14 protein-coding genes are annotated in these 16,082 nt (G+C 65.7%); 2 read left to right on the forward strand and 12 right to left on the reverse strand.

Translation table 11 applies throughout. The features are described from left to right. Window positions 1-154: 154 nt before the first annotated feature. The 3 genes from ndk to HUW43_RS00565 form a co-directional block, all read right to left on the reverse strand. Window positions 155-577: a nucleoside-diphosphate kinase gene (gene ndk / locus HUW43_RS00555; RefSeq protein ID WP_188235649.1), complete on the reverse strand. Its 423-nt coding sequence runs from the start codon at window positions 575-577 to the stop codon at window positions 155-157. A gap of 86 nt (window positions 578-663) precedes the next feature. Next, window positions 664-1,113, reverse strand: coding sequence for a DNA polymerase III subunit chi (locus HUW43_RS00560; RefSeq protein ID WP_188235650.1), 450 nt, complete (start codon window positions 1,111-1,113; stop codon window positions 664-666). Between the two features lie 122 nt (window positions 1,114-1,235). Then, window positions 1,236-2,681, reverse strand: coding sequence for a leucyl aminopeptidase (locus tag HUW43_RS00565; protein ID WP_188235651.1), 1,446 nt, complete (start codon window positions 2,679-2,681; stop codon window positions 1,236-1,238). A 132-nt stretch (window positions 2,682-2,813) separates the two neighbouring features. Here HUW43_RS00565 and HUW43_RS00570 point away from each other — a divergent pair, with 132 nt between their 5' ends. Beyond that, on the forward strand, window positions 2,814-5,117 hold the full coding sequence (locus HUW43_RS00570; protein WP_188235652.1) for an LPS-assembly protein LptD: 2,304 nt from the start codon (window positions 2,814-2,816) through the stop codon (window positions 5,115-5,117). A gap of 179 nt (window positions 5,118-5,296) precedes the next feature. On the opposite strand, the gene HUW43_RS00575 is transcribed toward HUW43_RS00570, so the two are convergent. The 7 genes from HUW43_RS00575 to HUW43_RS00605 form a co-directional block, all read right to left on the reverse strand. Then, entirely contained in the window at window positions 5,297-6,862 is a 1,566-nt protein-coding gene (locus tag HUW43_RS00575) for a long-chain-fatty-acid--CoA ligase (RefSeq protein ID WP_188235653.1), read from the reverse strand. A 462-nt stretch (window positions 6,863-7,324) separates the two neighbouring features. Continuing rightward, a complete protein-coding gene (locus HUW43_RS00580) occupies window positions 7,325-8,020 on the reverse strand; it encodes an alpha/beta fold hydrolase (protein WP_188235654.1) in 696 nt (231 codons plus the stop codon). Between the two features lie 121 nt (window positions 8,021-8,141). Then, a complete protein-coding gene (locus HUW43_RS00585; protein WP_188235655.1) occupies window positions 8,142-9,062 on the reverse strand; it encodes a 2-hydroxyacid dehydrogenase in 921 nt (306 codons plus the stop codon). Beyond that, window positions 9,059-10,357 (reverse strand): phosphopyruvate hydratase, encoded by a 1,299-nt coding sequence (gene eno, locus HUW43_RS00590; RefSeq protein WP_188235656.1) that lies wholly within the window; start codon window positions 10,355-10,357, stop codon window positions 9,059-9,061. The genes HUW43_RS00585 and eno overlap by 4 nt, the downstream gene beginning before the upstream one ends. Then, window positions 10,354-11,331 carry an aminoglycoside phosphotransferase family protein gene (locus HUW43_RS00595; RefSeq protein WP_317450795.1) on the reverse strand — a complete coding sequence of 326 codons (978 nt, stop codon included), beginning with the start codon at window positions 11,329-11,331 and terminating at the stop codon, window positions 10,354-10,356. The genes eno and HUW43_RS00595 overlap by 4 nt, the downstream gene beginning before the upstream one ends. A gap of 1 nt (window position 11,332) precedes the next feature. Further along, window positions 11,333-12,460, reverse strand: a complete 1,128-nt coding sequence (locus HUW43_RS00600) for an alpha/beta hydrolase family protein (protein WP_188235657.1) — start codon at window positions 12,458-12,460, stop codon at window positions 11,333-11,335. A 27-nt stretch (window positions 12,461-12,487) separates the two neighbouring features. Next, entirely contained in the window at window positions 12,488-14,122 is a 1,635-nt protein-coding gene (locus tag HUW43_RS00605; protein ID WP_188235658.1) for a long-chain-fatty-acid--CoA ligase, read from the reverse strand. A 145-nt stretch (window positions 14,123-14,267) separates the two neighbouring features. Here HUW43_RS00605 and HUW43_RS00610 point away from each other — a divergent pair, with 145 nt between their 5' ends. Then, window positions 14,268-14,708: a MarR family winged helix-turn-helix transcriptional regulator gene (locus tag HUW43_RS00610; protein WP_188235659.1), complete on the forward strand. Its 441-nt coding sequence runs from the start codon at window positions 14,268-14,270 to the stop codon at window positions 14,706-14,708. Window positions 14,709-14,739: 31 nt separating this feature from the next. On the opposite strand, the gene HUW43_RS00615 is transcribed toward HUW43_RS00610, so the two are convergent. Beyond that, window positions 14,740-15,360 (reverse strand): NADPH-dependent FMN reductase, encoded by a 621-nt coding sequence (locus tag HUW43_RS00615; protein WP_188235660.1) that lies wholly within the window; start codon window positions 15,358-15,360, stop codon window positions 14,740-14,742. A gap of 69 nt (window positions 15,361-15,429) precedes the next feature. After that, window positions 15,430-15,936 carry a MarR family winged helix-turn-helix transcriptional regulator gene (locus HUW43_RS00620; protein WP_188235661.1) on the reverse strand — a complete coding sequence of 169 codons (507 nt, stop codon included), beginning with the start codon at window positions 15,934-15,936 and terminating at the stop codon, window positions 15,430-15,432. Window positions 15,937-16,082 lie beyond the last annotated feature (146 nt).

Raw genomic sequence — 16,082 nt, forward strand, 5'->3', positions numbered from 1 at the left:
CCGGCGGCCTTTCCTGTCAACGCCAACATTTTTTCGAATGCCGTCACCCTGAAATCCTTTCAGGGTCCATGGCCGATGCCATCGTCAGACGCAGCGCCTGACGCGGACGGGCCATGGATGCTGCACCAGGTTCGGCATGAAGCGGAATAGAGGGTCAGCCCACAATTTCTTCCGGCTTGAAGAAGTAAGCGATTTCGATCGCGGCATTTTCGTCGCTGTCCGAACCGTGGACCGAATTGGCCTCGATGCTCTCCGCAAAGGTCTTGCGGATCGTGCCTTCGGCGGCATCGGCGGGGTTGGTCGCGCCCATCACGTCGCGATTGCGCTTCACGGCGTCTTCGCCCTCGAGCACCTGCACGACGACCGGGCCCGAAATCATGAAGCTGACGAGTTCCCCGAAGAAGGGGCGTTCCTTGTGAACGGCATAAAAGCCCTCGGCCTGTTCGCGTGTCATGTGGATGCGCTTCGACGCGATGACGCGAAGGCCCGCGTCTTCCAGCATCTTGGTGACGGCGCCGGTCAGGTTGCGGCGCGTCGCGTCGGGCTTGATGATCGAAAAAGTGCGGGTGACCGCCATGGGAAAGCTCCTGCGATGTTATGGTTTGCGATGCGCGCGCCTCTAGCCGCGCTTTGGCTGTCCCGCAAGGACCGAACGGCCGATGCTCATGGCCCCTCGGACCAGCGGCCGCCTTCATCCTGTTTCCAGAAGCGGTTGTCGACATCCTCGCGCGCCGCAAGCACGCGCCAGGTCGCGCGCGCATCGTCGATACGGCTGTTGTCGAAGAGAAAGAAAATGCGATCGAACGCCAGCGCCGCGTCGCGCCATTCGCCGTCGGCGAGCGCAACGTGGGTTGCGCCATTGGGCGCTGGCGCGTCGAGCGTGCCCGCGAGCAGAATCGGCTCGATTGCTTCGTCGGGCGATCCCGCATGGCCGTGCGGCAGGAAACTCGCTGGATTTGCCGTCCACAGCGCCGCGTCAATATCCTGCCGCTGCATCGCCGTGGCCGCGACCACCAGCAGCCGCTCGCCATTGCCGAGGACGCGCGCCGCGAGCGCGGGCAGCACCCGTTCGACGGGATCGCGGGTCAGACGGTAGAAATCGACGCGGGGCATTTCGCTATATCAGCCTCGTCATTGCGAGGAGCGAGACGACGCGGCGATCCAGAGCCCGCGTAAAGCGCCCTGGATTGCTTCCCCCGGCTTTCGCCGGGGTCGCAATGACGAGCCAGTGGGCATCACCCCTCGTGCTTTGCCGCGATATAGCGGTCGAGCAAGCGCACGCCATAGCCCGTCGCGCCCTTGGCATAGACCGGGCCGTCCTTGTCGGCCCACGCCATGCCCGCGATGTCGAGATGCGCCCAGGCGACGCCTTCATCGACAAAGCGTTTCAGAAACTGCGCCGCGGTGATCGATCCGCCTTCGCGCGGGCCGATATTCTTCATGTCGGCAATCGGGCTGTCGATCAGCTTGTCATAGGCGGGCGACAGGGGGAAGCGCCACAGTTTGTTGTTCGACGCCTCGCCCGCGGCGATAAGGTCGGCGGCAAGCGTATCGTCGTTCGCGAACAGGCCCGCATATTCGTGGCCGAGCGAGATGACCATCGCGCCGGTCAGCGTGGCGAGGTCGACGATCACCCTGGGGGCATAGGTCTTTTGCGCCCAGCTGATCGCGTCGCACAGGACGAGACGGCCCTCCGCGTCGGTGTTGAGCACCTCGACCGTCTGCCCCGACATGGTGGTCACGATGTCACCGGGGCGCATCGCATTGCCGTCGGGCATATTTTCGACGAGACCGACGACACCGACGACATTCGCTTTCGCCTTGCGCCCCGCGATCGCCTTCATCGCACCCGCGACGGCGCCCGCGCCGCCCATGTCCCATTTCATCATGTCCATGCCGGGGCCGGGTTTCAGGCTGATGCCGCCGGTGTCGAAGGTGACGCCCTTGCCGATGAACACCACCGGCGCATCGCCCGGATTACCCCCGTTCCAGCGCATTGCAAGCAGCCGCGGCGGCCGTGTCGAACCTTGCGCCACGCCGAGCAGCGCGCCCATGCCGAGCGCTTTCATCTGGCGTTCGTCGAGCACTTCCAGTTCGACGCCAAGATCGGCGAGATGCTGGCAGCGTTCGACGAAGCTTTCAGGATAGAGGATGTTCGGCGGCTCGGCGACGAGCGTCTGGGTGAAGGCGACACCCTCGGCAATGGCTTCATTCGCCGCCCAGCGCGCCGACAGGTCACCGTGCGGCGATGCGATGATCACGGTGTTGAGGCTGGGCTTCGCCTTGTCGGCAAGGCGGGTGCGATAGGTGTCGAGCCGCCAGTTCCTGAGCCGCGCGCCCATCGCAAAGGCGAGGACATCGTCGGCGTCGCTCGGCCCCGTGCCCGCGAAATCGACATGAACCTCGGTCGCGCCGCTCGTCTGAAGCTTTGCGGTGAGCGCCGCGCCGCCGCGTTCAAGGTCGTGCTCGCTACCCTCGCCGATGCCGACGAGCAACAGGCGCTTCGCCTGCTCGCCGTCGAGCGCCGCGGTTTCGGCGATGCTGCCTGCCGAACCGTCGAAACGCGCCTGGGCCGCGGCGGCGCCAAGGAGCGCACCGAGCGCCTCCGCCTCGCCCTTGCGGACGGGGAAAGCGACGACGTCGGCAGACACGTCGATTTGCGCGACAAACTGAATGTCCATGCCTTAACTTTCTTATGCGATGATTGATTGGAACGTGCCGGACCGATAGGGGTTTCGCCTGCGAGTTGCAAAAACAAAGCGGCCGGTCCAAGCCGGGAAACGTCGATAGTGGGTTCGGGACAAAGGGATTAAATGAGCTGGACTTTGTTCCATCAGGCGGCGCTTGCCCGGCCGTTCTGGCTTGCGACGGCGAGCGGGCTGGCGCTGGCGGCGGGCCCGGTGCTCGCCCAGGGTGCGCCGAATCGGACCGCGGCGCCGGACATTTCCGCCGAACCTGACCTGCAAACCCCGGACCTTCCGTCCGCCCCCGCCGACGCGCCCGAAGCGGCGGGCGATCAGCAGATCGGCTTTGCCGCCGATAAGCTCGATTACGATAGCGACGCCGATGTCGTCGTCGCCGAGGGCAATGTCCTGATGAATCGCGACGCGATCGAGATGCGGGCGGACAGGGTGACGTGGAACCGCACGACGGGCCAGGTCGTTGCCGAAGGCAATGTGATGGTCCGCAACCCCGAAGGCGACACCGCCTATGGCGAGCGGATCGAACTGACGGACAGCCTGCGCGACGGCGTGGTGGAAAACCTGCTCGTCGTGCTCGATAATGGCGCGCGGCTTGCCGCGGTGAAGGGCACGCGCTTCGACAACGGCAATATCGAGCTGGACAACGCCGCCTATACGCCCTGTCCCGTCGAGGATGAGGCGGGGTGCCCCAAGAATCCGAGCTGGCAGATCCGCGCCGTGCGCGTGATATATGATCGCGAAAAGAACAAGATCCGATACAAGGGCGCGCGCGTCGAGATTTTCGGCCTGCCGCTGATCCCGCTGCCGGGGCTCAGCCATCCCGCAAACCGCGAGGCGGGAAGCGGCATCCTGGTCCCCGAAATCCGCCTCGACCGCAGCAACGGGTTCGAGATTGCGGTGCCCTATTATATCCGCCTCGCGCCCGACCGCGACGTGACGATCACGCCGCACCTTTACACCGACGCGGCACCGATGCTGGAGGGCGAGTTTCGGGCGCTCACCGACATCGGATCGTTCCGCATCAACGGCTATGCGACCTATGGCTCGCTTGTCCCGCTGGTCGGCGAAGACCCCGATCGGCAGAAACGCTTTCGCGGCTATCTGGAAAGTGTGGGCCGGTTCCAGTTCGACCCGCGCTGGAGCCTCAGCTATTCGGGGCGCATCGCGACCGACCGCACTTTCATGCGCCGATATGACATCAGCCGCGACGACCGGCTGCGCTCGACCTTCGAACTCGAACGGATCGGCGGCAACTCCTATCTGTCGATTGCGGGCTGGGCGACGCAGACGCTGCGCGTCAACGATGTGCAGGGGCAGCAGCCGGTCGCGCTGCCCATCATCGACTATCGCCAGCGGCTCGACGATCCGATTTTTGGCGGGCAGTTCGAGCTACAGCTGAACACGCTCGCGATCGGGCGCACCGCCGGGCAGGATACGCAGCGGGCCTTTGCCGGGGCGCAATGGAATCTGCGCGGACTGACCCGGCTGGGGCAGGAAGTGACCTTGACCGCGCTGGTGCGCGGCGATGTCTATCACAGCGACGAAAATCTGTTGACCGCGATCCCCGGTTATCGCGGCAAGTCGGGATGGCAGGCGCGCGGCATTGCGGCGGTGGCCGCCGATATGCGCTGGCCCTTTATCGGCGAGTTCGCAGGGGGGACGCAGACGCTTACCCCGCGCATCCAGCTTGTCGCGACGCCGCCGATCAAGAACATCGATATTCCGAACGAAGATTCACGCGCATTTGACCTTGAGGACAGCAATATCTTCGCGATCAACCGCTTCAACGGCCACGACCGGTTCGAGGATGGCGCACGCGTCACCTATGGCGTCGAATGGAATTACAGTCGCCCAGGGTTCAGCATCAACAGCATCATCGGGCAAAGCTATCGGCTGACCGACAAGCCCAGCCTGTTTCCCGACGGCACCGGGCTGACCGACCGCACGTCGGACATCGTCGGGCGCACGACGATCGCCTACAGGGATTTCCTGCGCCTCACGCATCGATTCCGGCTCGACAAGGACAATCTGGCGGTGCGCCGCAACGAGTTCGACGCGACGATCGGCAATCGCTCGACCTATGCCGTGATCGGCTATTCACGGCTCAATCGCGACATCTTGCTGCTCGGCGAGGATTTGCAGGACCGCGAGGAAGTGCGCGCGGGCGGGCGCGTCGCGGTGGCGCGCAACTGGTCGATCTTCGGATCGGCGATCGTCGACCTGACCAGTCGCAACGACGACCCTCTGGCGCAGGCCGACGGTTTCGAACCGATCCGTCACCGGCTCGGTATCGCCTATGACGACGAATGCCTGTCGATCGCGCTGACCTGGCGCCGCGACTATGCCGACACGGGCGACGCGCGGCGCGGGAACAGCTTTTCGTTCCGCGTGGCGTTCCGCAATCTGGGGTTCTGAGGGCGGCGATCGACCGACGCCGCCATATTCATCCTCGTCCCCTGAACCTGTTTCAGGGGCCATTGCCAGCCGCGTCCTTGGGCGCGGCGTTGGACCATGGGCCAGACCATCGATTCCGAAACCGGTTCAGCATGTCGAATAGGAAAACAATCGGTTTCTGATCCAGATATCGGCCCCCATCACCCCACCGCGCGGTCGCGGCCTTCCCAATAAGGCGCGCGCAGTTCGCGGCGGAGCACCTTGCCCGACGGATTGCGCGGCAGCGCATCGATGAACTCGATGCTTTTGGGCACCTTGTACGCCGCGATGCGCTCGCGCGCCCAGGCGATGATCGCGGCAGCGTCGGGCGCCGTGCCCGCGGCGGGAACGATCAGCGCCTTCACCCCCTCGCCCCATTTGTCGTCGGGGACGCCGATCACCGCGACATCGGCAACGCCCGGACAGCCCATGATCGCGCTTTCGACCTCGGCCGGATAGACATTTTCGCCGCCCGATACGATCATGTCCTTGATCCGGTCGTGGACGTAATAAAAGCCGTCCGTATCGCGGTAACCGACGTCGCCGGTGTGAAGCCAGCCGCCCGCCATCGTCTCTTCGGTCGCGCTCGCGCGGTTCCAATAGCCCTTCATCACGATGCCGCCGCGGATCGCGATCTCGCCTATCTCGCCGTCGCCAAGCTCTTTCCCCTCGCCATCAAGGATTGCCATTTCGACCCCCGGCCACGGCTGGCCGCACGAGGTGAGCTTGCCGGGCAAGTCGTGCGCGGAGGGCGACAGATAGGAGCCGCCGCCCGCCGATTCCGTCATCCCGTAAAATTGCACGAAGTCGCAGCCGAAGGTCGCCCGCGCGCGGCGCAGCACATCTTCGGCGATCGGCGAGGCGCCGTAAGCGATCGACCGGAGCTGCGGATAGCCGCCCGCACCCGCCGATGGATCGAGCAGCATCATCTGGATCATCGCCGGGGCAAGGAAGGCGTGCGCGACGTCCTCGTCGCGCAGCATCCGCACTGCGTCGGCGGCGGTGAAATCCTTGACCAGCACGAGTCGCCCGCCCTGCGCCAGCCCCGAAAAACTGACGTTGGTGCCCGCGACATGGAAGAGCGGCATGACGATCATCACCGTCTCGTCCTCGCCATAAGCAAAACCGTCCACGCGCGTCGCCGCTTCCAGAAAGGTGCGATAATTGGCGTTGGTCAGCACGACGCCCTTCGGCAGTCCGGTGGTGCCGCTGGTATAAAGCTGAAGCACATCGTCGGCGAGCTGCGGCGGATCGGCTGGCGGCGCATCGGATGCGTCGCCAAGCCAGCTGTCGAAGGGTTCAAACGCCGGATGTTCGCCATAAAGCGCGATCAGGCGCGGCGGCGCGGCCAGATCGGCCACCGCCGCGAGCGCGCAGTCAAAAAAATCCTCGCCGACGAAAAGCAGCTTCGGCCCGGCATCACCCAGGATGAAGGCGATCTCCGCGGGCGCAAGGCGGCAATTGATCGGCGCAAAACAGGCGCGGGCGCGCGCGGTGCCGAAAAAAAGCGGATACCAGCTGTCGTGATTCTTGGTCAGCGCCGACACGCGGTCGCCGGGCGCGACGCCCGCCGCGATCAGCGAATGGGCGACGCGGTTCGACGCCGCGTCGAGCGCGGCGAAGCTTGTCTCGCGTGTTCCGAACTTCACCGCCGTCGCCTGCCCGCGCGTACGCGCCTGCGCCGCCGGAATGTCCGCCAGCGTCCGGATGGCCTCCAGGTCGATCATCTCGCTCTCCCACGCCCGTTTCGGTTTAATTGGATAGTATGCTAATCAAATGCTTGGCCAGCCCCAAAAAAGCAAGAGGACGGGCCTGGTCCGACCATCCCATCCTGCCGACACGAATCGCCGGAACCCACCCCCAGCGGCGCGGCGTTGCGCCACATCGGTGCGCAGCGGCTGTCGATCGCGCCCGGCGGCGGCATGGCATATCACAGGCGCCCCCTGGAGCGGCAAGCGTTTCATCAGAGCCATTGTCCCCTTCGTGTCGGTCCCTTCGACGGCCTTGCAGGCGCTCAGGATAAACGTCGACCTTTGGTCAAAGTCGGGACACGAACCGAACTGACACGTTGCCGATCTGGCCCACGACGCTCTGGCCAGGCGGATCCGAAAGCGATGGTCGATGCGACGGCGACGGTGGGGGCGGAACGGTCGCGAGTTCGACATTCGCGCTTTCGCGGGCCCGATGGGCTATTGATCGATAAAATCGGTCAGCAACGGCACCACCACCCCCGCTGCCTCGATGGTCGGCAGATGTCCGGCCCCCGCAATCACCTCCAGCCGCGCTCCCGGTATCGCCTCCTCGATCTCCTCTTGATGCGCGCGGCTGGTGATGCCGTCCTGCTCGCCCCAGATCAGCAGGGTCGGCACCGCGATCGCATGCAGGTGCGGGCGGCTGTCGATGCGCGCCATGATCGCGCGCTGCTGGGCAAGGAAAGTGTCGGCGCCGGTGTCGGCCGCCATTTTCCGCGCGATGGCGAGCAGGCGTTCGTCGCCGCGCCTTGCTTCGGGAAAGAGCATGGGGATGCGTTCCTCGACGACCTGATCGAACCGGCCGCTTTGCACCAGATCGATATAGCCCTGCCGCCGCGCCGTCTGCGCGGGCCCGTCGGCCGAGGCGAGCGTCGAAATGAGCGCGAGCTTGGCGATGCGTTCGGGCGCGCGGCGCATCACTTCGAACGCGACGAAGCCGCCCATGGCGTGCGCGACCAGCATGAAACGCGGCGGCGCCGTGTCGAGCAGGCGCTGTGCGAAGCCCGCTATCGTGTCATCGCGCCGATTGTCGGCGACGATGACGTCGCGGTCGGGCCAGGCGTCGAGCAAGGGTTGCCAGACGGCATCGGTGAGCAGCTGGCCGGTGATGAGGACGATGGGGAGGGACGACATAAGGACGCTTTCCTTTCCATCACGCCGTTCGCCCTGCGCTTGTCGAAGGGCCGTCCTTGCCCTGCGGCAAGAAAGGACGGCGCTTCGCCAAGCCGGGCACGAACGGCAACAAGGGTAGCGCCTAAACTACCCGGTGGATCAATGCTTCACCCGCCGCAAGCCGTCGGCAATTCTCATGCGCCACCGTCAGGCTGCGCACCAGCGTTTCGGGGGTGAGCCAGGCGATATGCGGCGCGAGCACGGCGTTCGGAAGGCCGAGCAGGCGATTGCCACGCGGCAGCGGCTCTTCGGCAAAGACGTCAAGGCCCGCGCCGCGCAGATGGCCGGAGGTCAGCGCCCGGACCAATCGGTTTTCGTCGACGAGTTCGCCGCGCGCCGTGTTCACCAGCACCGCGCCTTGTTTCATCGCGAAAGGATCGACGCTGGCGCGCGTCTCGTCGGTCAGCGGGATGTGCAGCGAGACGATGTCGCTTTCCGCGAGCAGCCGATCGCGCGGCAAATAATCATAAGGCACGTCGCGCGGGCTGCGCGCGGTATAGACGACCTTCGCGCCCAGCGCCGCCAGCACCGGCGCGAGCCGCTGCGCCGAATGGCCAAAGCCGACGAGCCCGACGGTGCGCCCGCCAACCTCGCCCACCGCATCGAGTTCGGACGGGTCGGCGCTCCACCCCTCGCCCGCGCGCGTGCGCGCATCAAAGAAACAGGTGCGGCGCAGCACCGCCATCATCAGCGACAGCGCCATTTCGGCGACCGCCTGGCTGTTGGTGCCGGGCATGTTGCACACCGCAACGCCGGCCCCGCGCGCCGCATCGAGTGCGATGGTGTTGACCCCGACGCCCAGCTTCTGGATCAATTTCAGCTTTGGTGCCGCGGCAATGAACTCAGCCGTGACGGGCGTAAGGACATGGAGCAGCGCGGTGATGTCGTTCGCAACATCGTCGAGCGGCGCCGCCTCGTCGACATGCACGACGGTGCCGGGGCCGAAGATCGCATCGACGGCTGCGCGAAAGCCGGGGCTGGGGCGCGCGTGCAGGACAATCATGCCGCGACCCGACCGATCGTCCCTGCGAAGGCCGAAAAACCAGCGAACTCGGCGTCGGCCCCCATCGCCTCTTCGATCCGCAACATTTCGTTCCACTTCGCCATGCGTTCGGAGCGGGTAAAGCTGCCGACTTTCAACTGCCCGGCGTCCCAGCCGGTCGCGAGATGCGCGATGGTGACGTCCTCGCTCTCCCCCGACCGCGCCGAAACGATCGTGCCCCAGCCGCGCTGCATCGCGGCATCGAGCGCGGCCTTGGCCTCGGTCACCGTGCCGACCTGGTTTACCTTGACAAGCGCGGCGTTGCACACCGCCGCTTCGGCCGCGCGCTCGACACGCGCCGCGTCGGTGACGAGCACATCGTCGCCGATGATCTGCACCCGCTCGCCGATCGCCGCCGTGACCGCCGCCATCGTCGTCCAGTCGTCCTGCCCTGCGGGATCCTCGACCGACAGGATCGGGTAGCGCGCGGCCCATTCGACGATGCGCGCCGCCATGTCCTCGCCCGACAGCCGCCCCTCGTCGAGCGCGAGCGTGTAACCGCCCGCGTCACCCAGTTCGTTCGCGGCGATGTCGAGCGAGATGAACACCTCGTCGCCCGCGCGGTGCCCGCTCGCCTCGATGGCTTTGGTCAGCGTGTCGAGTGCATCCTCGTTCGACGCGAAACTGGGCCACCAGCCGCCCTCGTCGGCGACGCCCGCCAGCGGGCCTTTGGCTTCCATCAGCCTGCCCGCGGCGCGATAGACATCGCCCGTCATCTCCAGCGCCCGGCGAAAGCTGCCCGCCTTGGGGCACATCACCATGAAATCCTGCACATCGGTGCGCCGCCCGGCGTGCGCGCCGCCGCCGAAAATCTGGATTTCAGGCAGCGGCACACGAACCTTGCGTCCGTCGGCCAGAAAGCGCCACAGCGGCGCGCGCGCGTCCGCCGCCGCGGCGTGAAGCACCGCCATCGACACCGCCACGACCGCGTTCGCGCCAAGCCGCGCCTTGTTCGGCGTGCCGTCAAGATCGCACAAGGCCCCGTCGACCGCCGCCTGATCGCGCGCATCCATGCCCGCGATGGCATCCGCCATCTCGGACCCGATACCCGCGACTGCGCAGTTCACGCCAAAGCCGCCGAAGGCGTCACCGCCGTCGCGCAGGTCGATCGCCTCATGCGCGCCGCGCGATGCGCCCGCCGGGGCGATGGCGCGGCCGATCGCACCCGATTCAAGCGTGACTTCGGCTTCGACGGTCGGGCGCCCGCGCGAATCCCATAGCTGGCGGCCGGTGACGGAGGCGATACGCGATGTCATGATGATATCCTTGTCCAATGGGCAACGAGCGCGTCGATGGGCCGCGGCGCCAGCAACAGCGCGCGCGCCTGGTCGCGCACGATGCGCCGGTGATCGGGGTCGGTGAGATAGGGCACGGGCGACTTGCCCTCGACGCGCGCGAGGAGCAGCGCGGCGGTGAGGCGCCCTGCGCGAAGCAGCAGCCCGTCGGCCTGCTCCCAGTCGATACCGGCGCGATAGGACGTAACGAGCGCAGTCGCGGCGTGGGTCAGGCGGGCGTCGTCCAGCCACACCGCTTTCAAGAGCAGGTGCGTCGTGCAAAAGCCAAGGTCGAACGCCGGATCGCCATAGACGGCGCATTCGGCGTCGAGAAGCACGGGGCCAGCGGCGCCGACAAGGATATTCTTGGGGCTGACGTCACCGTGCACGAGCGCGACCTTGCGAGCCGCAAGATCGTCGGCGAGCGCGTAAAGCGCCGGCGCCACCTCGGCGTCCTTCTGCGCCACATACAGAAGGAAGGGGTCGATGCGCAGCGCGCGAAACATCGCATCGGTTGCAAAGGCGTCGCGGTCGGCGGCGCTGTTGGCCGTGGCCGAATGGACCGCGGCAAGGCTGCGCCCCACCGCTGCCGCAAAAGCGGCATCAACGCGCCCCCCGATCAGCTCATCCTTCCACACCGGCGCGCCCGGCAGGAAACGCATCGCAAAGCCATAGCCGGGCAGTTCGGCGAGCACTTCGGGCGCGATCGCGGGATCGACGCCGCGCGCGCGCCTGAGCCAGCGCACCTCGCTCTGCCCGCGCTCGACCGGCGCGTGCCATTCGGCGGCGACGCGCAATTGTTCGAGCGGGCGTTTGACGACGATCGGCCCCGTCGGCGCCTCCACCTTCCAGACGTCGCACGATACCCCGCCGGTGAGCGGTTCGATCACGACATCGCCCTCGCCCAACAGCCCGGCGGCGCGCAGCTCCTCGATGATGTCGGCATCCGCCGTCACGTTACAGCTTCTCCCGGATCCAGGCACCGACGAGGTCGGCGGCGCCCCGACGTTCCTCCACCGAATCCTCGAAATAATGCGCGCCGGGGATCAGTTCGAGCCGTTTGTCGCTGCTTCCCAGGAAGTCGAAGATCTTGCGCGCATCGCTGGGAAAAACACCAGTGTCGGCGGTGCCCTGCACGACAAGCGCGGGGGTGTCGTGTTTCGCAAGATGCGGCTGTCCCTGGCAGGGCGAGGTTTCGAGGCTCCACATGTTGAGCCAGGTTTTCAGCGTATTGGCACGGCCAATGCTGGGCGTGCGGTTGGCGATTGCCGGGTCGCCGCGATAGCACCAGTTGGGCTTGCGGTCCGACGGGTCGATCGCCGGATCGACGCAGCGCAGGTCACCCCAGCAACGGAACATCGGAAAGATGCGGTCGGGGATGCCCGCGGCGTTGAGGCGCGCCAGTTCGGCCTTCGCCCAGTCGGTGATCCGCTGATTGCGCGCGCGCTGTGCGGCGCGATATTTTGCGATGAAGGCGTCCGAATAGGGCGGGCCATTGTCGGGGTTGAACGGGTCGAGTTCGGGATCGGTCAGGGTCGGATCATTCTCGTCGATCACCGATGCGTCCATCCAGTCGGTGAGCACTTCGGGGCGCCCCTGATGCGCGTTGAAACTGATATAGAGGTCGCCCTTCACCAGTTGCGCAAGTGCGTCCTGACCCGCGGGCGGCAGGCGGTCGGTCAGGGTCGGCGCAATCGCCTCGGCCTGATAGGCGCCCATCAGCGAACCGCCGCCCGAATTGCCGAGGATAATGATCGCTTCGACCCCCGCTTCTTCTTTCAGCCATTTCATGCCGACGCCGATGTCGAGCACCGCATGTTCGAGCAGAAACTGGTCCTCGAACCCGCGATAGCGCGTGTTCCAGCCGAGGAAGCCAAAGCCCTGGCGCGCGAACCAGGGCGCGATATAATGTTCGGAAAAATCGACATTATAATGCGTCGCGATGATCGCGACCCTGGGCCGCTTGCCCGCCGCGGTCCAGTAGATGCCCTGGCACGGATGCCCCCCCGCCTGGATGCGCGGCGCGGTCGGCGACACCCGCCCGACGAATTGCGCGTCCAGTCCTTCGATCCCGTTCGGGTCCATTCGCATCTCTCCTACTTATGGTCTTGGTCAGCGGGTGACTTCAAAGGGCAGCTTATACCCCTCCAGCCCGGCGCGGATCGCTTTCTTGTCGATCTTGCCGGTCGGACCCAGCGGGATTTCGCCGACGAACAGCACATCGTCGGGCATCCACCATTTGGCGATCCGGCCGTCCAGATAGGCGCGAAGATCGTCGGCCGAGGCGCTCGCGCCGGGTTTGAGCTGGCACAGCAGGATCGGTCGTTCGTCCCATTTCGGATGTGCAACGCCGACGACCGCCGCGTTGGCGACGGCGTCATGCCCCATCGCGATATTCTCGATCTCGATCGAACTGATCCACTCGCCGCCCGATTTGACGACATCCTTGGCGCGATCGGTGATCTGCATATAGCCTTCGCCGTCGATCGTGCTGACGTCGCCGGTGTCGAAGAAACCCTCGGCGTCGAGCACGTCGCCGCCTTCGCCGCCAAAATAGGCGGCGGCGATCGTCGGTCCCTTCACCATCAACCGCCCCGGCGTCCTGCCGTCGTGCGGCAAGCGATTGCCCGCGTCGTCGACCAGCTTCATCTCCAGCCCGCAAAGCAGCCGACCTTGCTTCAGCTTGTACGCCATCTGCTCGGCGTCCGATTTGGCGGCGACCGACGCGTTGGGAACCGATACGGTGCCAAGCGGCGAGGTTTCGGTCATGCCCCACCCCTGAATGACATCGACGCCATAATCGTCGCGGAAGGTGCGGATGATCGATTCGGGGCACGCCGACCCGCCGATCGTCACGCGCTCCAATGTCGTGAAGCGTTTGCCGTTCTCCTGCATATATTGCAGCAGCATCTGCCACACGGTCGGCACCGCCGCCGAGTAAGTGACGCCCTCTTCCTCGATGAGATTATAGATGGATTCGCCGTCCATCCGCTGCCCCGGCAGCACCAGCTTGGCGCCCACCGCTGGCGCCGAATAGACCACCCCCCACGCATTGGCATGATACATCGGCACGACCAGCAGCACGGTGTCGCGCGCCGACAGCGCCAGCGCGTCGCGCTGCAAGGTCATCAGCGCATGGATATAGTTGGAGCGGTGCGAATAGAGCACGCCCTTGGGATTACCCGTCGTCCCGCTGGTGTAGCAGAGGCCGCACGCCGCATTTTCGTCGAACCCGCCCCAGGCATGTTCGGCCGGTTGCCCCGCGATCCAGTCGTCGAAAGCGATCGCGGCAACGCTCGTCTGGGGCAACGATGCAGCGCCGCAGAAGAAGATCACCTTTTCGATCGACGGCACCTGCGGCAACAATTGTTCGACGAGTTCGGCGGTCGCCGGGTCGGCGAGCAGCAGCCGGTCGCCCGCATGGTTGGCGATATAGGCAATCTGTTCGAGGAACAGCCGCGGGTTGAGCGTATGCAGCACCGCCCCCATCCCCGCCGCGCCATACCAGGCGGCCAGGTGCCGCGCGCCGTTCCACGCCATCGTCGCGACCCGGTCGCCCGGCTTGATACCCTCCGCAGCCAAAGCGTTCGACACACGCTTCGCATCGGCATGGACACCGGCGTAGGTCGATCGGCTGACGCGACCTTCGGCATCGCGCGAGACGATTTCGCGCGCGCCATGCCACGCCGCCGCATGGTCGATGATCCGGTCGACCGTCAGCGGCACATTCTGCATCAAGCCGTCCATGCCGTTCCTCTCCGCATTTGCACAATAGATAGTATACTAAGTATTTTATCCTGGCAATGGCTGGTCTGCCTTGCCTCGCGCCGCCCGCTCCACTAGCGTGCGCGCGCCGACACGCCGTCGGCGGCGGGATCGTCCTTTCCATCCTATGCGCACCAACCAGTTGATCATCGCACTGTTTCAACGTTTCTGCTGGCTCGACGAAGGGTTGCAGGCGCGGCTCCACGACCTCGGCTGGCCCGACGTCAGCCGGCCGCAGTCCATGGTGATGACCAACATCGTCAGCGGCATCGTTCGCCCGTCGGACATCGCCCGCAACCTCGGCGTGTCGCGGCAGGCCATTCACAGCACGATCAACCAGATGGTGAAGCTCGGTATCGTCCGGCTTGACGTCGACCCCGACGACCGGCGGCACATGATCGTCTCGCTCACCGAAACCGGCGCCCGGATGCGCAAGGACGCACAGCGCGCGATGGATTCGCTGACGGCGCAGATCGCGGCGCGAATCGGTCAGGATCGGTTTGCTGCGCTGCTCGACGCACTCGAAGCCGATTGGGGGGACAATATCGAGCGCGCTGCCAAGCGCTGATCGGGCGAATGACCGCCGTTTCCCGCATTCGTCATGCGGGCGAAGGCCGGGATGACGATCCGACAGGGATTGCGTCCTGGGCCGACAGCGCCTTTGCAACCGCGATCAGCCGCGCCGCGGTCTGGTCGACGAGCGATGCGGGCAGCGCGTCCTTCAAACGGCCATCCTCGGCAAAGGCAGCGTGCGCGTTCGGCACCACCACCTGTTCGGGAATCACGAGCATCTGCACCGTCGACAGGATCTGGCGCAGGTGCATCAACCCGCGCAGCCCGCCAAAGGGGCTGATCGACGCCGCCATGATCGCCGCCGCCTTGCCGCGATAGGCGGTCAGCGCAACCAGCCCTTCGTCGCCGCTCGGCCGCGAGGCCCAGTCGATCGCATTTTTGAGCAGCGGCGGCAGCGAGCCATTATATTCGGGCGACACGAACAACAGGCCGTCCTGCTGAACGAACAGCGCCTTCAATCGCGCGGCGTCGGGGGGAAAGGCGGTCGCCTCGATCGCCGCCGAATAGAGCGGCAGGTCGAAGGCGCCAAGATCCACGCGCGTCACCGCCGCGCCCTGCGTAGCGAGGCTGGCGGCGGCCAGTTCGGCGAGCGCGCGATTATAGGAGCCTTCGCGCGTGCTTCCGGCGACAACGGCGATACTGGTCATCATTCCTCCCCGCGAAACAATGGTTAGAATACTAACCTGTTTCCCGTCGCGAGGGCAAGGGACAGATGCTCAGGCCTTGATTTCGGACAGCACCGCCAGCTTGCGCGTTTCCTCGGCCAGATTGTCGATCACGCGGCGCATCAGCGCCTGGAGCATTTCGACCTCCGCATCGGTCATGCCCTTGGTCGCGATCTCGTGGATTTCGGCGTTCATCGGCGCGAGGATGAGTTCGAGCTTCCTCGCGTGCGGGGTCAGATAGATGAAAGTCTTGCGCCGGTCGTCGGCGGTCTTTTTGCGGGTGATCAGTCCCGCCTTTTCAAGCCCCTTGAGCGCAACCACCGTGGTCGGTTCGCGCATTCCCACCCGTTCGCTCAGCTCGCGCTGGGTAATCCCGTCCTCGCGCCACAACTGGCGCAGGAAACGCCACTGACCGGCCGACACATCGTGGGTCAGCGTGCGCCGCTCCAGCAGCCGCGAAAAGGAACGAAAGACGACGCGCGCAAGATAGCCGATGCTGTTTTCGGGATCGGTATAATATTCGGCCGGATGCCGGTACGCCTGCTTGCTCTTCGCCAACTTCCTGCTCCCCTGCCGCGGACCCGGACGCCGGGGCGCCCTTCCCTTCGATTTCCAATTCTTAGGGCGCGGCGATTCGCGCGGCAACTCCCTTCGTCGCCGCCTGGCCCGCGATAAGGTTGGACAAGCGCCGTCGCTCCATTTAC

The sequence above is a fragment of the Sphingopyxis sp. LK2115 genome, assembly GCF_014595975.1.
Classification (GTDB): domain Bacteria; phylum Pseudomonadota; class Alphaproteobacteria; order Sphingomonadales; family Sphingomonadaceae; genus Sphingopyxis.

Coding starts and splice junctions, on each gene's coding strand:
- HUW43_RS00565 (WP_188235651.1), bottom strand. CDS start 2,681: ATGGACATTCAGTTTGTCGCGCAAATCGACGTGTCTGCCGACGTCGTC.
- HUW43_RS00615 (WP_188235660.1), bottom strand. CDS start 15,360: ATGACCAGTATCGCCGTTGTCGCCGGAAGCACGCGCGAAGGCTCCTAT.
- HUW43_RS00575 (WP_188235653.1), bottom strand. CDS start 6,862: ATGATCGACCTGGAGGCCATCCGGACGCTGGCGGACATTCCGGCGGCG.
- HUW43_RS00610 (WP_188235659.1), top strand. CDS start 14,268: ATGCGCACCAACCAGTTGATCATCGCACTGTTTCAACGTTTCTGCTGG.
- HUW43_RS00605 (WP_188235658.1), bottom strand. CDS start 14,122: ATGGACGGCTTGATGCAGAATGTGCCGCTGACGGTCGACCGGATCATC.
- HUW43_RS00580 (WP_188235654.1), bottom strand. CDS start 8,020: ATGTCGTCCCTCCCCATCGTCCTCATCACCGGCCAGCTGCTCACCGAT.
- eno (WP_188235656.1), bottom strand. CDS start 10,357: ATGACATCGCGTATCGCCTCCGTCACCGGCCGCCAGCTATGGGATTCG.
- ndk (WP_188235649.1), bottom strand. CDS start 577: ATGGCGGTCACCCGCACTTTTTCGATCATCAAGCCCGACGCGACGCGC.
- HUW43_RS00560 (WP_188235650.1), bottom strand. CDS start 1,113: ATGCCCCGCGTCGATTTCTACCGTCTGACCCGCGATCCCGTCGAACGG.
- HUW43_RS00585 (WP_188235655.1), bottom strand. CDS start 9,062: ATGATTGTCCTGCACGCGCGCCCCAGCCCCGGCTTTCGCGCAGCCGTC.
- HUW43_RS00570 (WP_188235652.1), top strand. CDS start 2,814: ATGAGCTGGACTTTGTTCCATCAGGCGGCGCTTGCCCGGCCGTTCTGG.
- HUW43_RS00600 (WP_188235657.1), bottom strand. CDS start 12,460: ATGGACCCGAACGGGATCGAAGGACTGGACGCGCAATTCGTCGGGCGG.